This is a genomic window from Rhodococcus rhodochrous, from assembly GCF_900187265.1.
GTDB classification, from domain to species: Bacteria; Actinomycetota; Actinomycetes; order Mycobacteriales; family Mycobacteriaceae; genus Rhodococcus; species Rhodococcus rhodochrous.
The window spans coordinates 1,584,974-1,604,451 of the sequence record NZ_LT906450.1; the positions used below are offsets into that span (position 1 = coordinate 1,584,974).

General features: G+C 66.4%; 19 protein-coding genes. 14 read left to right on the top strand and 5 right to left on the bottom strand.

Translation table 11 applies throughout. From position 1 onward, the window contains the following. Positions 1-14 precede the first annotated feature (14 nt). Positions 15-1,187: an acyl-CoA dehydrogenase family protein gene (locus CKW34_RS07325; protein ID WP_059382872.1), complete on the top strand. Its 1,173-nt coding sequence runs from the start codon at positions 15-17 to the stop codon at positions 1,185-1,187. 44 nt (positions 1,188-1,231) lie between these two features. Here the strand turns inward: CKW34_RS07325 and CKW34_RS07330 are convergent, their stop codons facing one another. Beyond that, the gene (locus CKW34_RS07330) at positions 1,232-2,035 is read right to left on the bottom strand and encodes an IclR family transcriptional regulator (RefSeq protein WP_143533428.1); all 804 of its coding nucleotides are present in this window, start codon (positions 2,033-2,035) and stop codon (positions 1,232-1,234) included. A 259-nt stretch (positions 2,036-2,294) separates the two neighbouring features. Here CKW34_RS07330 and CKW34_RS07335 point away from each other — a divergent pair, with 259 nt between their 5' ends. The 10 genes from CKW34_RS07335 (at position 2,295) to CKW34_RS07380 (ending at position 11,283) form a co-directional block, all read left to right on the top strand. Next, a complete protein-coding gene (locus CKW34_RS07335) occupies positions 2,295-3,275 on the top strand; it encodes an ABC transporter substrate-binding protein (RefSeq protein ID WP_059382870.1) in 981 nt (326 codons plus the stop codon). A gap of 1 nt (position 3,276) precedes the next feature. Then, complete coding sequence (locus CKW34_RS07340; protein WP_231921817.1) at positions 3,277-4,158, top strand: ABC transporter permease; 882 nt, start codon at positions 3,277-3,279, stop codon at positions 4,156-4,158. Beyond that, positions 4,155-4,931 carry an ABC transporter permease gene (locus CKW34_RS07345; protein WP_064059889.1) on the top strand — a complete coding sequence of 259 codons (777 nt, stop codon included), beginning with the start codon at positions 4,155-4,157 and terminating at the stop codon, positions 4,929-4,931. The genes CKW34_RS07340 and CKW34_RS07345 overlap by 4 nt, the downstream gene beginning before the upstream one ends. Next, entirely contained in the window at positions 4,931-5,731 is an 801-nt protein-coding gene (locus tag CKW34_RS07350) for an ABC transporter ATP-binding protein (protein WP_016694258.1), read from the top strand. The genes CKW34_RS07345 and CKW34_RS07350 overlap by 1 nt, the downstream gene beginning before the upstream one ends. A gap of 10 nt (positions 5,732-5,741) precedes the next feature. Next, the gene (locus tag CKW34_RS07355; RefSeq protein WP_059382869.1) at positions 5,742-6,920 is read left to right on the top strand and encodes a flavin reductase; all 1,179 of its coding nucleotides are present in this window, start codon (positions 5,742-5,744) and stop codon (positions 6,918-6,920) included. Continuing rightward, positions 6,917-7,792, top strand: a complete 876-nt coding sequence (locus tag CKW34_RS07360; RefSeq protein ID WP_231921832.1) for a VOC family protein — start codon at positions 6,917-6,919, stop codon at positions 7,790-7,792. The genes CKW34_RS07355 and CKW34_RS07360 overlap by 4 nt, the downstream gene beginning before the upstream one ends. A gap of 234 nt (positions 7,793-8,026) precedes the next feature. Beyond that, positions 8,027-8,479, top strand: coding sequence for a hypothetical protein (locus CKW34_RS07365; protein ID WP_059384853.1), 453 nt, complete (start codon positions 8,027-8,029; stop codon positions 8,477-8,479). Then, the gene (locus CKW34_RS07370; protein ID WP_226949771.1) at positions 8,452-9,492 is read left to right on the top strand and encodes a DDE-type integrase/transposase/recombinase; all 1,041 of its coding nucleotides are present in this window, start codon (positions 8,452-8,454) and stop codon (positions 9,490-9,492) included. Before CKW34_RS07365 ends, CKW34_RS07370 begins: the two co-directional genes overlap by 28 nt. A gap of 325 nt (positions 9,493-9,817) precedes the next feature. After that, entirely contained in the window at positions 9,818-10,270 is a 453-nt protein-coding gene (locus tag CKW34_RS07375; protein WP_059384853.1) for a hypothetical protein, read from the top strand. Then, positions 10,243-11,283, top strand: a complete 1,041-nt coding sequence (locus CKW34_RS07380) for a DDE-type integrase/transposase/recombinase (protein ID WP_226949771.1) — start codon at positions 10,243-10,245, stop codon at positions 11,281-11,283. The genes CKW34_RS07375 and CKW34_RS07380 overlap by 28 nt, the downstream gene beginning before the upstream one ends. 145 nt (positions 11,284-11,428) lie before the next feature. Here the strand turns inward: CKW34_RS07380 and CKW34_RS07385 are convergent, their stop codons facing one another. The 3 genes from CKW34_RS07385 to CKW34_RS07395 all read right to left on the bottom strand — a co-directional run bounded on the left by CKW34_RS07385 (position 11,429) and on the right by CKW34_RS07395 (position 13,464). Continuing rightward, the gene (locus CKW34_RS07385; RefSeq protein ID WP_059384753.1) at positions 11,429-11,788 is read right to left on the bottom strand and encodes a hypothetical protein; all 360 of its coding nucleotides are present in this window, start codon (positions 11,786-11,788) and stop codon (positions 11,429-11,431) included. Between the two features lie 25 nt (positions 11,789-11,813). After that, positions 11,814-12,401 (bottom strand): DUF3558 domain-containing protein, encoded by a 588-nt coding sequence (locus CKW34_RS07390; protein WP_059384752.1) that lies wholly within the window; start codon positions 12,399-12,401, stop codon positions 11,814-11,816. Between the two features lie 64 nt (positions 12,402-12,465). Continuing rightward, positions 12,466-13,464, bottom strand: a complete 999-nt coding sequence (locus tag CKW34_RS07395) for an alpha/beta fold hydrolase (RefSeq protein ID WP_059384751.1) — start codon at positions 13,462-13,464, stop codon at positions 12,466-12,468. A 53-nt stretch (positions 13,465-13,517) separates the two neighbouring features. Between CKW34_RS07395 and CKW34_RS07400 the strand changes: the two genes are divergently transcribed. After that, positions 13,518-14,081: a TetR/AcrR family transcriptional regulator gene (locus CKW34_RS07400; protein WP_059384750.1), complete on the top strand. Its 564-nt coding sequence runs from the start codon at positions 13,518-13,520 to the stop codon at positions 14,079-14,081. A gap of 82 nt (positions 14,082-14,163) precedes the next feature. Continuing rightward, positions 14,164-16,962 (top strand): aconitate hydratase, encoded by a 2,799-nt coding sequence (acnA, locus tag CKW34_RS07405; RefSeq protein ID WP_059384749.1) that lies wholly within the window; start codon positions 14,164-14,166, stop codon positions 16,960-16,962. Between the two features lie 24 nt (positions 16,963-16,986). On the opposite strand, the gene CKW34_RS07410 is transcribed toward acnA, so the two are convergent. Then, positions 16,987-17,898: a LysR family transcriptional regulator gene (locus tag CKW34_RS07410; protein ID WP_059384748.1), complete on the bottom strand. Its 912-nt coding sequence runs from the start codon at positions 17,896-17,898 to the stop codon at positions 16,987-16,989. Between the two features lie 175 nt (positions 17,899-18,073). On the opposite strand from CKW34_RS07410, the gene CKW34_RS07415 reads away from it, so the two are divergent. Next, positions 18,074-19,279: a glutamate dehydrogenase gene (locus CKW34_RS07415; RefSeq protein ID WP_059384747.1), complete on the top strand. Its 1,206-nt coding sequence runs from the start codon at positions 18,074-18,076 to the stop codon at positions 19,277-19,279. Positions 19,280-19,478 lie beyond the last annotated feature (199 nt).

Sequence of the window (19,478 nt, forward strand, 5' to 3'; positions counted from 1 at the left end):
CCGGAGAGACAACGATGAGCGAACTGGTGCAGCGGGTCGAGGAACTCGCAGACTTCTTCGAATCCCAGGCCGAGGAATCCGACAAGATCGGTCACCTCACCGAACCCACCCACAAGACCCTCCGTGAGGTCGGCATCGTCCGTGCCTTGCAGCCCAAGGACTTCGGCGGATCGGAACTCCACCCGCGTGAGTTCTTCGAGGCAGTGCTGGCGGTGGGAAGCCGCTACGCGTCGGCCGGATGGGTCTCGTCGGTCGTGGGCGTCCACTCCTTCGAACTGGCGCAGGGAACGCGTCAGGTCCAGGAGGAGATCTGGGGCGATGATCCCGACACCTGGGTGGCCTCGCCGTACGCCCCCATCGGGCGGGCACGTCGCACCGAGGGTGGCTGGATCTTCTCGGGCCGCTGGCCGTTCTCGTCGGGCACCGACCTGTGCGACTGGGTCGTCCTCGGCGGCATGCTCACCGACGACGACGGCAATGTCCGTCCGGACGGTCTGCGTCACTTCATCATTCCCCGCAAGGACTACACGATCCTCCACGACTCGTGGAACGTCGTCGGCCTCAAGGGCACGGGCAGCAAGGACGTCGTGATCGACGGCGCCTTCGTGCCCGACCACCGGCTCATCGACCCCGAGGACCTCGGTTCCGGAGCAGCCGCACGCCAGGCAGGTCGCGGCGACGTGGCGCTGTACCGGATGCCGTTCCACTCGATGTTCAGCGGTGCCATCACCGCCGGCACGCTCGCTGCCGCCGAAGGCGCTCTCGCACACTGGATCAACTACACCCGCACCCGTGTGTCGGCCCGCGGCGTCACCGCTGCGACCGACCCGCGTCAGCTGCACGCCCTCGGCGAAGCGGCATCGGACCTGCAGGCCAGCCGCATGCAGTTCCTCGCCGACATCGACCGCCTCTACGAGGTGGCGCAGTCGGGCAAGCCGATCGACATCGCTCTGCGGGCCGAGGTGCGACGCAACCAGGCACGTGCGTCCCGACGCGCGGGCGCCGCTGTGGACAAGCTCGTCTCCCACGCGGGCGGCTCCGCGATGCGCATGGACAACCCGATCCAGCGGTTCTGGCGCGACATGCACATCGCCCTCGGGCACGGCGCGAACGTCGCCGAGCCGATCTACGAGGCCGCGGGCACCGTCACCTTCGGTGGCGAACCCCCGAAGAACGTCCGGATGTGACGAAGCGGGGGACGGTGCGCACCGTCCCCCGCCTCGAGAAAAGTTCAGATCTGCGAGCTCGTGTTCCGACCGCGAGCAGCCGAGATATCCGCTGCTGCACGACGAACGAGCATCTCGGTCCGGTCCCACCGGACACCTGCGGTCGGTCCGGACACCGACACGGCCGCTTCGATCGTCCCGTGAACGATGATCGGGGCAGCGACGCAGACGAGTTCGCGCGAGAGCTCTTGACGGTTGTAGGCGACGCCCGATTCCCTGATCCGTTTCAGCTCGGACATGAAACGACGAGGGTCGGTGATCGAGTGCGGCGTGAAACGAGGCAGACCGGCGTCGAGTGCAGTACGGACGTCCTCGGAACTGCCGAAAGCGAGAAGTGTCTTGCCGAGTGCCGTGCAGGATGCGGGATGACGTTGGCCCGGCATCGTGAGAACCACAGGGTTGTTCGGGCCCTGGACCTTCTCGACATGCAGGATCTCGGGACCGTCGAGGACAGCGAGATGAGCCGTGAGACCGGTAGCCGTGTGGAGGTGACTGAGGAAATGACTTGCCGTGTCGCGCAGACCGTTCGGACGACACATGCTGTAACGTGCGCCGAGTTCGAAGCAGGACAGCCCCAGCCGGTATTTCGTACCGTTGCGGGCGACGAAACCGGACTGTTCGAGCTCGGCGAGCAGACGGAAGGCCGTCGACTTCGGCACATCGGCGCGACGCGCGAGTTCGCTCAGGCTCATGTCGGCGCGAGCCTTGCGGAACGCGTCGAGCAACTGCAGCGCCTTCGCCACCGACGTCATCTGGCGGCCGGCGCGCTCCTCGCGGGACCCATTGGGGGTGTCGTCGAGAACGGTCAACGGTTCCTCCACTCAGTGATGGACACGATCGAATCGCTTGCCATGCGGTCCACGTTAAGGGGCGGCCCACCCGGATTTCGTGGTTGCAATCACCCAATGGAATTTCGGTTCCCCCGCCGCCCCGGCCCTGGCAGATTCAGCAGCATTCGTTGCGGTGCTGCCGGTGCCGACCGGGCCTGATGTCGACAGAACGGACGAGCAGTCCCGCCCCTCGACGCCCGTTCCCCACCTGTACAGCGACTTCTTCCCAAGGAGCCCCATGAACATCACGAAGTTCCCGCGCCCGCTCAAGGTACTGGCCCTCGGCGCACTGGCCTCGCTCGCGCTGACCGCGTGCGGCGGATCCAGCGACGCCGACACCGCCGGCGACGGCACCGTGCGCGTCGCCGTGTTCCCGAGCTTCAACGCCCTCGGACCGCGTACCGCCGACCTCGAAGGAGTCTTCGACAAGCACGGCCTCGACGTCGAGCTCGTCACCGTCGCGACGCCCGGCGAGGCCACCCCTCAGCTGCTCGGCGGGAAGATCGACTTCGCCCTCATGGACATGGTCAGCCCGATCATCGCCAAGACCGAAGGTGTCGACCTCGTGATGGCCGCTCCGGGAGCCGTGGGAGCCCCCACGAAGGACGACGGTCTGACCAGCGGACGTTTCTGGGTCCGGGCGGACAGCCCCATCCAGAGCGTCGCCGACCTCGAGAACGCCACCTTCGGCATCCCGCAGACCAAGGGGCAGCTGTGGCTCGACGTGCGTGAGGCCATCGACAACGCGGGCGGTGACTCGTCGAAGACCGAGTTCGTCGAGGTGCCCAACACCCTCGCCGCACTCCGCTCCGGCAGCGTCGACGTCGTCACCACGGCGGAGCCCTCCGGCACCGCCACCCTCAACGACCCGGATCTGCGCGTCCTCGATCACTTCGTCAACGCCGGCGGCGACCTCTCGTACGCCTACGTCACCACCCCGCGCTACGCCGCGGAGAACGCCGAGAACGTCGAGAAGTTCCGCGACGCGGTCGTCGAGGCCAACACCATGCTCGCCGAGCAGGACGGTCTGGCCGCCGAGGTCGCCGCGACCTACATCGAGGTCGATCCCGCGATCCTGTCGCAGGCCATCTACCCGAAGTTCCCGACGACCCCGATCACCGAGGACAACATCAACTCCACCCTCGACCGGATGGTCCGTTACGGCCTGGTCCAGGAGGCGGACGCTCCCGCTCCCGGCGACATGATCGTGGGTGGCTGACATGAGCCCCACCGCCACCGCGAACGCGCCCGGGGCCGCTCGGGAGGTGACCGCACCGCCACGCCCCACCGCTCCGATCGGACGCGCCGCTGCACGCAAGCGCAAGTCGATGTCCGCGCGGCTCACCTCCGCTGCCGGCAAGCTCCTCGCCCTTGCGATCGTCGTCGTCGCCTGGCACCTGTTCGTCACCGGACCGGGCAAGGCATCGGGCATCCCGACACCGCTCCAGCTCATCGAGACCGGCGTCGAACTCGTCGTCACCGGCCAGTACTGGGACGCCGTCGGCAACACCCTGCTGACCGCCCTGATCGGCTTCGGCCTCTCGGTGCTGATCGGCGTTCCGCTCGGTCTGGTCAACGGCACCTACCGCAAGGTCGAGCAGAGCACCTCGTTCGTTGTCGACTTCGGACGCACGATCCCCGGTGTCGCGATCCTGCCGCTCGTGCTGCTGCTGTTCGGCGGCACCCGCACCATGGCCGTCGTCCTGGTGATGTTCAGCGCCGTCTGGCCGATCCTCGTCCAGTCGACCTACGCGGCGCAGCAGTTGTCGTCGCAGATGAAGCAGGTGGCCCGGGCGTTCCGCCTGTCGCCGGCGAGCCGGATCCGGGACATCTACCTCCCGTCGTCGATGCCGTTCCTCATGACGGGTCTGCGTATCGCCGCGACCATCAGCCTCCTGATCACGATCTCCGCCGAGTTCCTCGGTGGTGCGGACGGCATCGGCCAGCGCCTCTACCAAGCACTGACCGTCGACGACACCCAGCGGATGTTCGTCTACGTGTTCACCGCCGGTGTACTCGGTATCTGCCTGAACCGTCTTCTCGTTCTCGCGCAGAGCCGCGTGCTGTGGTGGCACCCGTCCGAAAGGGTGAACAAGCCGTGACCGTCGTACGCCGCCTCGCGTGGGAGCTGTGGCTCCCCGCCCTGCTCATCGCACTGTGGGCGATCTTCAGCGCCACCAGCACCGACCCCTACTTCCCGCCGCTGTCGGAGATCCTCGACAAGTTCGCCGACGTGTGGTTCTTCGAAGGGATCCGCACCGAGATCTGGCCGAGCCTGCAGCGACTGTTCGTCGGCTTCGCACTCGCCTGCGTCGCCGGTGTCGGCCTCGGACTGGCGCTCGGCGTCATGACCCGCGTCGACAACGCGGTGCGACCCATCGTCGAATTCCTCCGTGCCACACCGGGCGTCGCGATCCTTCCCGTGATGATCCTGCTGCTCGGCCTCGGTGATTCGATGAAGATCGCCATCATCGCCCTCGTCGCGACCTGGCCGATCCTGCTCAACACGATCGACGGTGTCCGCTCCGTCGAACCCGTCCTGCACCAGGTCACCGCCAGCTACCGCATCACGCTCGCGGACCGGATCCGCTTCGTGATCCTGCCGGCCGCGTCGCCGCAGATCTTCGCGGGTGCACGCACCGCACTGGCGATCTCCATCGTCGCGATGGTCGTCGCCGAGATGGTCGGTACCCCCGGCGGCATCGGCTACTACATCCTCGACGCACAACGTGGATTCAAGATCACCTCGATGTGGGCGGGAATCATCGCGCTGGGGATCCTCGGCTACCTGCTCAACAAGCTCTTCGCGCTCGTCGAGCGTCGCGTGCTGGCCTGGCATGCGGGCATGACCGCGCACAACCGTGGAGGCAAATGATGACCACTACCGAAGCGACCAAGCCCGAGACCCGCACGGGTACGGTGCTCGAAGTACGCGGTCTCGGACACAGCTACGGCGGACCGCAGATCTTCGAAGGCCTCGACTTCACCGTCGGCAAGGGTGAATTCGTGTGCATCGTCGGCCCGTCCGGCGTCGGCAAGAGCACCCTGCTGCAGTGCCTGACCGGACTCATCCGCCCCAGTGAAGGCGACATCCTCTTCGAGGGCAAGCGCGTCACCGAACCCCCGGAAGGCCTCGCGATCGTCTTCCAGGACTACAGCCGATCGCTGATGCCGTGGCTGTCGGTCATCGACAACGTCGCCCTGCCGCTGCGCTCGGCCGGCGTCAAGAAGGCCGAACGTCTCAAGCAGGCACGGCAGGCGCTCGTCGAGGTCGGCCTGAGCGACGTCGCCCAGGCATACCCGTGGCAGCTGTCCGGCGGCATGCAGCAGCGCGTCGCCATCGCCCGCGCCCTCGCGTCGAACCCGCGCGCAATCATCATGGACGAGCCGTTCGCCTCCGTCGACGCGCAGACCCGCGCCGACCTCGAGGACCTCGTGCTGCGTGTCCGCGACCATCTCGGACTGACGGTCATGCTGGTCACCCACGACATCGACGAGGCCGTCTACCTCGCCGACACCGTGCTCGCACTGTCCGGTCGTCCCGCGCGCGTCACCGCGATGCTCCCGATCGACCTGCCGCAGCCGCGCGACCAGCTGTCGACGAAGGCTCTGCCGGAGTTCGCCGACCTGCGCGCCGAGGTCTACACCCTCATCCGCAACCCGGCGACCGCGTAGGGGAGAGATCATGCAGCTCCACGGCACGATCGACCCCGCGCGCTTCCGCCAGACCCTCGGGCACTATCCGACCGGCGTCGCGGTCATCACCGCGATCGACGCGGACGGGCAGCCCGTGGGCATGGTGGTCGGTTCGTTCACCTCGGTGTCGCTGGACCCACCGATCGTGGCGTACCTGCCCACACGCGAGTCGCGCACCTACGCGCGGCTCCGCACGAGCAGCCACTTCTGCGTCAACGTGCTCGCCGCCGACCAGCGTGAACTGTGCGGGCGCTTCGCCGCCCGCGGCGACGACAAGTTCGCGGGCGTCGAGTGGACACCGGCACCGTCGGGAGCCCCCATCCTCGACGGAGCCGTCACCTGGATCGACTGCGAGGTCGCCGACGAACTCGAAGGTGGCGATCACTTCATTGTCATGGGTCGCGTGCAGGACCTCGACGTGGCCCGTCCGACGCTGCCGCTGCTGTTCTTCCAGGGCGGATACGGAAGGTTCTCCCTGCCGACCTCCGTCGCACCCGCGGATCCGGAACTCATCCGGGGCGTGCGCATGGCGGAGGCGGCCCGCGACGGACTCGAAGCGCTCGCCGCCGGCGTCGGCGCGGACTGCGGTGTGCTCGCACGCGTCGGCGACGAAGCGGTCTTCGTGATGACCGAGAACCACTCCGGTGATCCCGATGCCGTGGAGATCGGACAGCGGATCCCGCTGATCCCGCCGCTCGGCACCGTCTTCCACAGCCAGGCCTCCGACGACGAAGTGCAGCAATGGCTCGGCCGTGCCGGAAGGAACGACGACACAGCAGCTTTCGTCTCGAACCTCGAGAAGGTCCGTGAACGCGGCTACTCGATGTCGCTCATGCCCGAGACCGAGCTCGCTCGCGTGTCGGTGATGAACGACTACTCGGGATGCGACGTCCTGCCCGAGCACGACCGCCGGATGAAGCAGATGATCTCCGGCACCGCGTCGCTGTACGAACCCGACATCGACCCCGACGGCACGTACGACCTGCACTCGGTCGTCGTCCCCGTCCCCGACCCCGAGGGGCACACCCGCATCGCACTGCGACTGTCCCGGCTTCCGCGCGCCGCGTCCGGCGAGCAGGTGCTGCGCTGGATCGATGATCTGCGATCCGTCGCCGCCGGCACCGCCGAGGCTCTCGCCGCGCGCACCCCATCGACCAAGGAGAAATGATGAACGCTCGAGTCAGGGCACTGGGATACGCGGTCGTCCGCGCGAAGGACCTCGACGAGTGGGTGGCCTTCGGCTCCGAACTCCTCGGCCTGCAGGTCGCCTACCGCGACGACGACCGGATGCTGATGCGGATGGACGAGTACGCCTACCGCCTCGACGTGCGACGCTCCGACGACCCGGGCGTCACCGCGCTCGGCTGGGATGTCGGCGGACCGGAAGCCCTCGAGGAACTGTCGAAGCGCCTCGTCGACGCCGGTTACCACGTCGAGTCGGTGGACTCCTCGGTGATCGAGGAGCGGCAGGTCATGGACCTCGTCCGCTTCCGCGACCCCGAAGACGTCCTCGACCACGAGTTGTTCTGGGGTCTGCGTAACGCCCTCGACAAGTTCGTCTCGCCCACGGGAGCGAACTTCGTCGCGAGCGACCTCGGTTTCGGGCACGCCTTCCAGGCGCTGCACGGTGATGCGAAGGTCTACGACCGTCTGTTCCGCGACATCCTCGGTTTCCGGCTCAGCGACCACATCGACATGCCGGGCTCGGTGGGCACCTTCCTGCACTGCAACCCGCGCCACCACTCGTTCGCGTACGCCCATGCGCCGCACCGGAACAAGGGCATCGGGCACCTGATGTTCGAGATCGACGACCTGGATCTGTTGGGCCGGCAGTGGGACAAGGTGGAGGACAGCGACATCCCGATCCTCTCCACCCTCGGCAAGCACACGAACGACAAGATGATCTCGTTCTACGTCCGCAGCCCTTCGGGTTTCGGCATCGAATACGGCGTCGGCGGCATTCTCATCGACGACGAGAACTGGCTCCCCACCCGCTACGGTTCCGCTCACTACTGGGGTCACCGCCGCCCGCAAGGGTAGTACGCGGCTCTGTGCAGTCGTAGGAGCGCGGAATGGTCATCGGTGCGCGTTATTGCGCGCGCTGGTGACCGTTTCGCGCTTCGTCGTCGTGGTCGGTGGCGGTGCTGGGGCGACTTCTCGCTGCATCCGCTCGCGGAATTGCCATTTGCACCTGTCACACGTTGGTTGTCAGGATGGTCGTGAGACATCCTGACAACCAACGCGGGGATCGGAGCGACACAGATGTCCGACCTCATGACCATCCCCGTAGGACGAACCCAACAAGGCCACCGCGCGTTCTCCATGGCCTACAAAATCGAGTTCTTGCGCCGATGGGACACCTGCGTCGAACGCGGCGCCAAGACCCGACTGCTGCGCGAGAACAATCTCGCCCAAGGCACCGTCCGCCGCTGGCTGCAGGCCCGCGATGAGGGACACTTGCAGAAGTCGATGGTCGAAGCAGCAGACAAAGCGAGGGACCGATTGGACAGTCGAGACCGCGCGGAGCTCGCCGAACTCCGCCGCGAAAACGAACGCCTCCGCGACAAAGTCGCCCAGAGCGACGCCGCCGTGGAGATCCTGGGAAAAGCATTCGAGCTCTTGCAGGGGATCCACAAGACCTCGACCGACGAGACCACCGAGATCCCGCCGGCATTGATGAGCGCACGCGAGTACGCGCTGTGGCTCGAGCGCAAAGCGTTGTCCTGACCGACATCGTCACCGAACTGACCGAGGCGGGAATGTCGGTCACCCGGGGATGTGCGCTCGTGGGGATCGCCCGGTCGAGCTATTACCGGCGGGCCCACCACTACCGGCACTATCGGCCGGTCACCGATCCGATCCCGCAGCGACAGCGGCAGCAACCAGCGGCACTGTCGCCGGCCGAGAAGGCCACCATCGTCGCGTTGATCCTCGCCGAGGAGAACGCGGATCAGTCTGTGTGTCAAATCTATTGGCGTTCGTTCGATGACGGATTGGTGGACTGCTCGGAGGTCACGTTCTATCGGGTGGCCCGGGCCGAGAAGCTCACCGGGGACCGGCGTCGCAGCCGCACCGGAGGACCGTCGACGCCCCGCTGCGCACCGGTCGTCGAGGCCATCGACGTCGGGGACCTGTGGTCGTGGGACATCACGACACTCAAGGGGCCCCGCACGCAGGACCAGTTTCGGTTGTATCTGGCAATCGATGTGTACTCACGGTTTCCGGTGGCGTGGCGCATCGAATACCACGAGGACAAGGCCAAGGCGGTAGAGATGTTCACCGAAGCGTTCACCGCGTTCGGGGCGCCGGGGGTGTTGCATGCCGACAACGGGGCATCGATGCGGTCGGGGTTGTTGCTCGATGCCCTCGCCGCGGCGGGGGTCGTGTCGTCGTTCTCCCGTCCGCGGGTCAGTGACGACAATCCCTTCTCGGAGTCATTGTTCAAGACCATCAAGTACGACCTGACATGTCCGGATCGGTTCGATGATATCGATCATGCTCGGCGGTGGACCGAAGACTTCATGAACCGGTATGCGCTCGAGCACCGGCACGCAGGGCTGGGGCGGTACACGCCGGTGTCGGTGTTCCTCGGCAGTGCCGCCGAGGAACACCGACGTCGGCAGGAGCGTCTCAACCGGATCCACGAAAAGTATCCGCATCGGTTCCGGCGTCGACCGGCAGCGCCGGCGTTACCGCAACCGACGGGAATCAACACACCTGATCTGTCTCAGACAGGTTGACAACTTCCGCACAGCTGTAGCGAATGACGAATCGGCGAGCGGATGGAAGTCGTATCGGCTCTTCCCCGTTGCCTATTCGACCTGGATCGATTGTCGGCCGGACGCCGACACGACTGCTCGGGCGCGAAGGTGGTCGGCGGTGCACCCTATTGCGCTGGTGACCATTTCGCGCTTCGCTGCCGGGATCGGAGGGGTACTGGGCATCTTCTCACTGCATCCGCTCGCGGAATTGCCATTTGCACCTGTCACACGTTGGTTGTCAGGATGGTCGTGAGACATCCTGACAACCAACGCGGGGATCGGAGCGACACAGATGTCCGACCTCATGACCATCCCCGTAGGACGAACCCAACAAGGCCACCGCGCGTTCTCCATGGCCTACAAAATCGAGTTCTTGCGCCGATGGGACACCTGCGTCGAACGCGGCGCCAAGACCCGACTGCTGCGCGAGAACAATCTCGCCCAAGGCACCGTCCGCCGCTGGCTGCAGGCCCGCGATGAGGGACACTTGCAGAAGTCGATGGTCGAAGCAGCAGACAAAGCGAGGGACCGATTGGACAGTCGAGACCGCGCGGAGCTCGCCGAACTCCGCCGCGAAAACGAACGCCTCCGCGACAAAGTCGCCCAGAGCGACGCCGCCGTGGAGATCCTGGGAAAAGCATTCGAGCTCTTGCAGGGGATCCACAAGACCTCGACCGACGAGACCACCGAGATCCCGCCGGCATTGATGAGCGCACGCGAGTACGCGCTGTGGCTCGAGCGCAAAGCGTTGTCCTGACCGACATCGTCACCGAACTGACCGAGGCGGGAATGTCGGTCACCCGGGGATGTGCGCTCGTGGGGATCGCCCGGTCGAGCTATTACCGGCGGGCCCACCACTACCGGCACTATCGGCCGGTCACCGATCCGATCCCGCAGCGACAGCGGCAGCAACCAGCGGCACTGTCGCCGGCCGAGAAGGCCACCATCGTCGCGTTGATCCTCGCCGAGGAGAACGCGGATCAGTCTGTGTGTCAAATCTATTGGCGTTCGTTCGATGACGGATTGGTGGACTGCTCGGAGGTCACGTTCTATCGGGTGGCCCGGGCCGAGAAGCTCACCGGGGACCGGCGTCGCAGCCGCACCGGAGGACCGTCGACGCCCCGCTGCGCACCGGTCGTCGAGGCCATCGACGTCGGGGACCTGTGGTCGTGGGACATCACGACACTCAAGGGGCCCCGCACGCAGGACCAGTTTCGGTTGTATCTGGCAATCGATGTGTACTCACGGTTTCCGGTGGCGTGGCGCATCGAATACCACGAGGACAAGGCCAAGGCGGTAGAGATGTTCACCGAAGCGTTCACCGCGTTCGGGGCGCCGGGGGTGTTGCATGCCGACAACGGGGCATCGATGCGGTCGGGGTTGTTGCTCGATGCCCTCGCCGCGGCGGGGGTCGTGTCGTCGTTCTCCCGTCCGCGGGTCAGTGACGACAATCCCTTCTCGGAGTCATTGTTCAAGACCATCAAGTACGACCTGACATGTCCGGATCGGTTCGATGATATCGATCATGCTCGGCGGTGGACCGAAGACTTCATGAACCGGTATGCGCTCGAGCACCGGCACGCAGGGCTGGGGCGGTACACGCCGGTGTCGGTGTTCCTCGGCAGTGCCGCCGAGGAACACCGACGTCGGCAGGAGCGTCTCAACCGGATCCACGAAAAGTATCCGCATCGGTTCCGGCGTCGACCGGCAGCGCCGGCGTTACCGCAACCGACGGGAATCAACACACCTGATCTGTCTCAGACAGGTTGACAACTTCCGCACAGCTGTAGCGAATGACGAATCGGCGAGCGGATGGACGTCGCATCAGCTGTTCCCCTTGCCTGTTCGACCTGGATCGGTTGTCGGCCGGACGCCGACACGACTGCTCGGGCGCGAAGGCGGTCGGAGGTGCGCGTTATTGCGCGCTCTGATGAGCATTTCCCGCGCTGTTGTCGGGGTCGGTGGCTGCGAGTTGGCGCGCCCAATCGGATTCGGTGTCGAGGAAGGCTTCTCCGCCGGCGGCGAAGGCGTCGCGGAGTTGGGTGAGGACGAGAGTGAATTGTTCAATACGTTCGACTGCGGATTCAGGGGTGCCAGAGGCTTTGCGTCTAAAGCCGGCGGCGAGTTGTTGGGCGGACGCGAAGTCGCCGAAGCCGCGAACGTCAGGGAGCTTTGCTGCTGTCGTTTGGGCGTCCTCGAACTCCCGAAGCATCACCTCGCAGATGCGAACAATCTCATCGACGACGTGTGGTTCGAGCCGGGCGAAGTCGCTCATCGAAGATCCTTCGAATGGTTGAGGTTCAGGTATGGATGAATGGCTCAATCGAGGTGACAAGCCCTTCTAATCCTGTGCACCATTCCTCGATCGGAGCAGATCCTGGGTAGTCCGTGTGATATATCCGGGTGAGCATGACGAGACCGAAGTCAGTCTCCACGACGTACTTACAGGTGTCGTTCCGATCTGGATCGATCTCAAGGAGAGCGCGCCGGCCGCCAATGGAAACTGGTGTGGCGATGTGCGCGTTGTTGCTGAGTTCTTCATCGAGGGTCACGTTTCCAGCGAGGATATTGAGGCCATATCCACGTCTGATGCCAGGAACCTTGTTGTCATCGCGATATGTGCACCCAAGGAAGGTGTACGTCCCCATCGGCATGTCCGCGAGCTCTTTCTTTGCCGCGTCGTACCCGGCCGCATCCATGACGTCATCGGGGATGTCGTAGCAGGGGTCGAAGGTGACCGGCGGTCGACCGGAGTCGTCGGTGATGCGCGGGGTGCGGGTGGTCGACGTCGTCGTCTCGTCTCCTGTGGCATCGTCCGCGGCGCTCGGACTGCAGGCCGTCGCGACTGCCGCGACTGCTGCGAGCGTGACGATTCCCCACCTGCCCATGCGACCCCCCGATCGATTATCGGGCAGACGCTAACACAACCGCTCAGCGCGCACCGCTACCGAGTCAATCCCGTTCCGACCCGCGCCAGAACTCGGGCAGCTCCGAGTTCAGTCGATCCTTCGCCTGCATGGGGAGCGAGTGGGTGGTGTCGGGGAAGACCAGAACCACAGCATCGGCGAGTTGCCGTGCCCGAGCTGCTGCTTTCTCACCTCCGGCGAGCGAATCACGCTCCGCGATAGCGACATAGGTGGGCATAACCAAAGCCGCAAGCTCGTCGTCGCTCAGGGGCGACGGGGTCGGTAGTGCGGCGGAGAAGTGCTGCGAGCCCTCCGAGATCATCGCCGCCATGGCGTCGTCGGAATCGTAGTCGTCGACACCTCCGACCTTCGCGAGTGCGGTGTCCCGCCAACTGGTCGGGAGGCCCGGCAGTGTCGATACCGACGCCCAGAACAACATTCGGGCAGGGGGATAGCCAAAGGTGAACACGGGCTCGAGCAATGTCAGCGACCGGACCTTCTCGGGGAACTGTTTCGCGTAGGACGCCGCGCTTGCCCCACCGAAGGAGTGTCCGACGACGTGCGCGGTCTCCACGCCGAGCCCAGAGAGCGCGTCATCGATCCACAGCGCCTGGTCGTCCGTGGAGGTCAGAGGTGCCGCCTGGACGGACAAGCCTGCGTCGCCGAGTGCGTCGAACGCGAGAACGCGGTGCTCGGGGAGGAAGCCCGGGAGATTCTCGCCCCACATCGGCACGCCAGACGCCCGGCCCGGAACGAGGACGACGGGAACGGAGTCGGCCGTCTGCGGTGACGTCCATTCGTAGACGCGGACCGTGCCGAACCGGGTGGGGACGTCGTGAACTGCAGAAGGTGGCGGCAGCGTGGACATCGCTCGCTCGTAGGCGGCGACGTAACTGTCGCGACCGTCGGCGCTGCGGAAGTGGCCGACTCCCGGCGCGCCGAAGAAGAACTGATAGGCGGCGACCAGGCCGACGACTGCGAGTATCGCGACCAGCGCCGTGCCGGCGCGTCGAATGAATCTGTTCGATCGAGTGCGCTGGGTCATCGGGAGCCTCTGATCGTCGACGTTGCAATATGTTCATATTGTATCGTGGGATCATGCCGAGAGTCGTCGACCATGCGCAACGCCGTAGGGAGATCGTGTACGCGCTGTGGGCGGTCATCCACGAGCGAGGAATCGACGGCGTGACCTTCCAGGCGGTGGCGGCCGCCGGGGGAGTGTCGATCGGCCGTATCCAGCACTACTTCGAATCCAAGGAACACCTCATCCGTACGGGCGCCGAATTCATGGTCGCCGAGGCCGAAAAACGCTACGAACGAGCAGAATCCGATCCGCAGGCAGCGCTCGTCGCGCTTCTCGCTCAACCAGTCCCGACGGACGAAGCCGGACGTCTCGGGGTGTCCGTCTGGTATGCCTACCTCGCCAAGGCCGCGAGCGACCACTGGATCCGTGCGTTCCTGGAAGAGTCGACAAAAGGCACAACAGAGGAGGCCCGGCGACTCCTCGAAGAACTGGGCATGCCACCCGACAAGGCGCGAACGGAAGCCCTACGCCTCGTCGCGCTCGGCAACGGCATCACCCAAGCCGTCCTCGTCGGGGTCACGGAACCGCCTGACGGCATCGCTCTGATCACCGACGAGGTGGCCCGAACGACCGCCTGAACCCTCGCCGTGATTGCCGCGCGGCGGAACGGGCTACCCATCCGGGTAACCACCGGAAACATCGCAGTCGGGAGGCACGTTCATGAGTGACGACAGTTTCGGCGCACGCGACACCCTGAAGGTCGGCGACACCGACTATCGGATCTATCGCATCGACAAGGTCCAGGGTTCGGAGCGATTGCCCTACAGCCTCAAGGTGCTGCTGGAGAACCTGCTGCGCACCGAGGACGGGCGGCTCGTCACCCGGGAGCAGATCGAGGCCGTCGCGGGGTGGGATCCGAAGTCGACCCACAACCCGGAGATCCAGTTCTCCCCGGCACGCGTCCTCATGCAGGACTTCACCGGCGTGCCGTGCGTCGTGGACCTTGTCGCGATGCGCGACGCCATGACCCAGCAGGGCGGCGACCCGAAGCGCATCAACCCCCTGATCCCCACCGAGCTGGTCATCGACCACTCGGTGATCGCCGACGTCTTCGGCACCGAGGACGCGTTCCGGATCAACACCGACCTCGAGTTCCAGCGCAACCGCGAACGCTACGAGCTGCTGCGCTGGGCCCAGGGAGCCTTCGACGACTTCAAGGTGGTCCCGCCCGGCACCGGCATCTGCCACCAGGTGAACCTCGAGTACCTGGCCCGCGTCGTCTTCACGCGGGAGGACGAGGACGGCGGGCTCGTCGCCTATCCCGACTCGCTCGTCGGTACCGACTCGCACACCCCCATGATCAACGGCCTCGGCGTCGTCGGCTGGGGTGTCGGCGGCATCGAAGCCGAGGCGGCGATGCTGGGACAGCCGGCGTCGATGTTGATCCCGCAGGTCGTCGGCTTCAAGCTCACCGGTGAACTGCAGGAGGGCACCACGGCGACCGACCTCGTGCTCACCGTCGCCGAGATGCTCCGCAAGACGGGCGTGGTCGGCAAGTTCGTCGAGTTCTTCGGTCCCGGTGTCGCCAACGTGCCGCTCGCCAACCGCGCGACCATCGGCAACATGAGCCCCGAGTACGGCTCGACGATCTCGATCTTCCCGATCGACGACGCGACCCTCGACTACCTGCGTCTCACCGGTCGCGACGAGGGGCAGATCCGCCTCGTCGAGGCGTATGCGAAAGAACAGGGTCTGTGGCACGACCCCGATCGCGAACCCGACTACAGCGAGGTCGTCGAACTGGATCTGTCGAAGGTGCGACCGTCCGTCGCCGGCCCGAAGCGACCGCAGGACCGCATCCCCGTCGCCCTCGCACCCAAGGCCGTGACCTCGCTGCTCAACGGTGAGGAGGTGCCCGACGTCGTCTCCCGCATCCAGGACTCGGGTGTCGACGAGGGCGTGCTCGAATCGTTCCCGGCCAGCGACCCGGTGTCGGTGCGCAGCGAGGACTCCCGCGACGAGCCGCGCGACCCGGTGCCCGATGAGGCCGACACCTCGGCGCCGCCGTCGAAGAAGGTCCCGGTGCGTGTCGGGGACGGTGACGAGTTCGAGCTCGACAACGGGCACGTGGTGATCGCGGCGATCACGTCGTGCACGAACACGTCGAATCCGTCGGTGATGATCGGTGCGGCGCTGCTCGCCAAGAAGGCCGTGGAGAAGGGGCTGCGGAGCAAGCCGTGGGTGAAGACCTCGCTGGCTCCGGGGTCGCGGATCGTCACCGACTACTACGAACGCTCGGGCCTGACGCCCTATCTCGACAAGCTCGGCTTCAACCTCGTCGGGTACGGCTGCACGACCTGCATCGGCAACTCCGGTCCGCTTCCCGACGAGATCGCGGACGCGATCGACGAGCACGACATCAACGTCTCGGCCGTCCTGTCGGGCAACCGCAACTTCGAGGGACGCATCCATCCGCAGACGAAGATGAACTTCCTCGCGTCGCCGCCCCTGGTGATCGCGTATGCACTGGCAGGTTCGATGCTCGTCGACCTCTTCGACGACCCGCTCGGCACCGACTCCGAGGGCAACGACGTCTACCTGCGCGACATCTGGCCCACGACGCAGGAGATCCAGGAGGTCATCGACGACGCGGTGCGCGCGGAGATGTTCGAGACCGGCTACCAGGACGTCTACACCGGCGACGAGACGTGGCGAAATCTCGACGTGCCCGACAGTGAGGTGTTCGAGTGGAAGGACGAGTCGACGTACGTGCGGCGTCCTCCCTACTTCGAGGACATGTCGTCGGAGCCCGAACCGCTGAGCGACATCGAGGGCGCGCGGGTACTCGCGCTGCTCGGTGACTCGGTGACCACCGACCACATTTCGCCGGCCGGTGCGATTCGACGCGACAGCCCTGCCGGTCGCTATCTGCAGGAGCACGGCGTCGAGCAGGCCGACTTCAACTCCTACGGGTCGCGGCGTGGCAACCACGAGGTGATGATCCGCGGCACCTTCGCCAACATCCGGCTGCGCAACCAGCTGGTGCCGGACGTCGAAGGCGGCGTCACCCGCTACCTGCCGACCGACGAGCAGATGAGCATCTACGACGCCGCGCAGAAGTACGCGGAGGACGGCACCCCGCTGGTCGTGCTCGCGGGCGCGGAGTACGGATCGGGTTCGTCGCGTGACTGGGCAGCCAAGGGCACGCTGCTGCTGGGCGTGCGCGCGGTGATCGCGCAGTCGTACGAGCGCATCCACCGCTCCAACCTCATCGGCATGGGCGTGCTGCCGCTGCAGTTCCCGGAGGGTGAGTCGGCGCAGAGCCTCGGCCTGACCGGGGAGGAGGAGTTCACCATCACCGGACTGGCGGACAGCGCCGAGATCCCCGAGACCGTGCACGTGAAGGCGGGAGATACGGAGTTCGACGCGACGGTGCGCATCGACACCCCGGCCGAGGCCGAGTACTTCCAGCACGGCGGAATCCTGAAGTACGTGCTGCGTAAGCAGCTCGCGCAGTAGGCAGCGACAGACGGGGGCTCGTGGCTACTGCGCCGCGAGCCCCCGTTCCGCTGCGGCGGTGCGCACCGCGTCGATCACGAGGCGCAGCGGCGGCCGTTCCGACGCGACCCCGCGATGCGCGATGGAGATCGTGCGCACGAGCGGTTCGGTCAGCGCCACCACCTCGACCCCGGGTGGGCTCAACGTCAGCCCGAGATCGGAGACGAGCGTGACGCCCAGCCCCGCGGCGACCATCGCCAGCGCCGTCGCCTGCTCACCGACCTCGTGGTTGATCCTCGGCTCGAACCCCGCCCGTTGGCACGCGAGGCTCACCGCGCGGCCGAAGTGCGAGTTCGGGCCGGCCAGCACCCACGGGTGCTCGGCGAGGTCGGCGAGGGCGATGGTGCCCGCCGGCACCGTCCCGGGCGGCACCGCGGCGTGCAGGCGCTCGACCGCGATCACCACCTTGGTCAGCTCCGGATCCCACAGCATCGGGTAGCCGGAGTACTCGATGACGAACGAGAAGTCCAGCGATCCGTCACGGACGGCGCCGGCGGTCTCCTCGGGGGCGAGCTCTCGCGTCCGGACCTCGATGCCGGGATGCTCGGCGGCCAGCAATGCCAGCGCGCTGGGGATCAGAGTGGATGCGACGGAGGCCCATACCCCGGCGGTGAGGCGCGCGGTGACCCCGTCGCGGGTCTGTTCGAGCGCGGTCGTCGCCCGCTCCACCGACTGCAGGATCTCCTCGGCGTGTTCGGCGAGCAGCACGCCCGCCTCTGTCAACTGGACCCGACGTCCCCTTCGCTCGAAAAGCTTTGCGCCGACGTCCCGTTCGAGCTGGGTGAGCTGTTGCGAGACAGCCGAGGTGGTGTAGTGCAGCGCGAGTGCGGCGGCCGTGACGGTGCCTCGGCGATGCAGTTCTCGAAGCATCCGTAACCGGCGCAGGGACAACTCCATGCCGTCAGCGTAGGGCGCGCCCGGGGACCTGCAACCGCTGTGAGCTCGCGTTGTGTAGAAATCGTGAACTCCGACCTTCGAGTTTCGTAACTGGACGCCCCGCGCCACCCCCGTGCACGCTGGCGTCACCGGCCGAATCGACGTAGCGACGGCTCTGAGGAACGGGGGACCGCATATGACCACCATGGCAACACGCGTCGACGCGGTGGATACCCGCGGGGACGAACCTTTCCTGCGTCTCACCTGGACGGACCCGATGACGGGTGCGCACGGTTATCTCGTCGTCCACACCCTGGTGGGTGACCTGGCGACCGGCGGCACCCGCATGCGGGCCGGGTGCACGATGTCGGAGGTCGAGGACCTGGCGCGCGGCATGGCCGCGAAGACCGCGGTGTTCGACCTGCCGGTGGGCGGCGCGAAGGGCGGGATCGACTTCGACCCGAAGGACCCCCGTGCCGTCGATGTGCTGCAGCGCTTCTGCCAGGCGATGCGTCCCTGGTTGAACGCGCACTGGGTCACCGCCGAGGACCTGGGTGTGCCCCAGCACCTCCTCGACGAGGTCTTCGAGCGGTTGGGTCTGCACCAGTCCTTCCACGCCGCGATCAGCCGTGCGGTGGACCCGGCGATCACCTTGGAGCGGGTGCGCACCTCCCTGAATGCGCCGGTCGACGGCGGATTCCTGCTGGGCGACGTGATCGGCGGTTACGGCGTCGCGCAGGCCTGCATCGCCACCGCGAACGCGTACCGTTGGGCGCCGACCGAGACCACCGTCGCGATCCAGGGGATCGGCACGATGGGTGGTGGCGCCGCCTGGTACCTGCACGAAGCGGGGATGCGCGTGACCGCGGTCGCCGATGCCGCCGGAACTCTGTATTGCGCTGACGGACTGGATATCCCGGCACTGCTCGACCTTCGCGACGAGTACGGGGAGGTCGATCGGTCCCGAGTCCCGTCGCATGTCGAGCAACTGCCGCGCGACGCGGTGCTCGGCATTCCCGCCGACATCTTCGTTCCCGCCGCCATCTCCTACGCCATCACGGCGGAGAACGTCGGCCGGGTCGCCGGGCGGGTCGTGATCGAAGCCGCGAACTCTGCGACGACGCCCGACGCCGAAGCCGTGCTCACCGCCCGCGGCGTCCCGGTGATCCCGGACTTCGTGGCCAACGCCGGCGCGGTCGCGTGGGCATGGTGGGTGCTCCTCGGGTGGGTCGGGACCGATCCGGAGGATTCCTTCCAGCGTCTGCGCACCGAGATGCTCACCAAGATCACGCTGCTGGTCGAGCGGTGGGCGCTCGATCATGTGCCGCCGCGGCAGACGGCACGGGAGCTCGCCGCGACCAATCACGGCGTGACGACATCGCGCACGGTCACCATCCCCTGACGCCTCCACACAGCGCCGTCGCCGTCGATGCAGTTCAGCGCATCGGCGGCGACGGCGCGTCGAAGTGTCACGAGCGTCACGTGGGACCGGAAACGGGCATGTCGATCGGTACTTCTAAGGTGGACATGCCCGTATCCGTCGACGGGCGGAAGGACGTCCGCAGGGGTGAGTGGAGTGCGAGTGGAGTCAGGCGAGCGCG

What these genes read in the sequence shown, in the direction of transcription:
- CKW34_RS07410 (WP_059384748.1), bottom strand. Translation starts at nt 17,898, where the DNA reads ATGGAGTTGTCCCTGCGCCGGTTACGGATGCTTCGAGAACTGCATCGC.
- CKW34_RS07325 (WP_059382872.1), top strand. Translation starts at nt 15, where the DNA reads ATGAGCGAACTGGTGCAGCGGGTCGAGGAACTCGCAGACTTCTTCGAA.
- CKW34_RS07390 (WP_059384752.1), bottom strand. Translation starts at nt 12,401, where the DNA reads ATGGGCAGGTGGGGAATCGTCACGCTCGCAGCAGTCGCGGCAGTCGCG.
- CKW34_RS07385 (WP_059384753.1), bottom strand. Translation starts at nt 11,788, where the DNA reads ATGAGCGACTTCGCCCGGCTCGAACCACACGTCGTCGATGAGATTGTT.
- acnA (WP_059384749.1), top strand. Translation starts at nt 14,164, where the DNA reads ATGAGTGACGACAGTTTCGGCGCACGCGACACCCTGAAGGTCGGCGAC.
- CKW34_RS07375 (WP_059384853.1), top strand. Translation starts at nt 9,818, where the DNA reads ATGACCATCCCCGTAGGACGAACCCAACAAGGCCACCGCGCGTTCTCC.
- CKW34_RS07340 (WP_231921817.1), top strand. Translation starts at nt 3,277, where the DNA reads ATGAGCCCCACCGCCACCGCGAACGCGCCCGGGGCCGCTCGGGAGGTG.
- CKW34_RS07335 (WP_059382870.1), top strand. Translation starts at nt 2,295, where the DNA reads ATGAACATCACGAAGTTCCCGCGCCCGCTCAAGGTACTGGCCCTCGGC.
- CKW34_RS07415 (WP_059384747.1), top strand. Translation starts at nt 18,074, where the DNA reads ATGACCACCATGGCAACACGCGTCGACGCGGTGGATACCCGCGGGGAC.
- CKW34_RS07400 (WP_059384750.1), top strand. Translation starts at nt 13,518, where the DNA reads ATGCCGAGAGTCGTCGACCATGCGCAACGCCGTAGGGAGATCGTGTAC.
- CKW34_RS07350 (WP_016694258.1), top strand. Translation starts at nt 4,931, where the DNA reads ATGACCACTACCGAAGCGACCAAGCCCGAGACCCGCACGGGTACGGTG.
- CKW34_RS07360 (WP_231921832.1), top strand. Translation starts at nt 6,917, where the DNA reads ATGATGAACGCTCGAGTCAGGGCACTGGGATACGCGGTCGTCCGCGCG.
- CKW34_RS07355 (WP_059382869.1), top strand. Translation starts at nt 5,742, where the DNA reads ATGCAGCTCCACGGCACGATCGACCCCGCGCGCTTCCGCCAGACCCTC.
- CKW34_RS07365 (WP_059384853.1), top strand. Translation starts at nt 8,027, where the DNA reads ATGACCATCCCCGTAGGACGAACCCAACAAGGCCACCGCGCGTTCTCC.
- CKW34_RS07395 (WP_059384751.1), bottom strand. Translation starts at nt 13,464, where the DNA reads ATGACCCAGCGCACTCGATCGAACAGATTCATTCGACGCGCCGGCACG.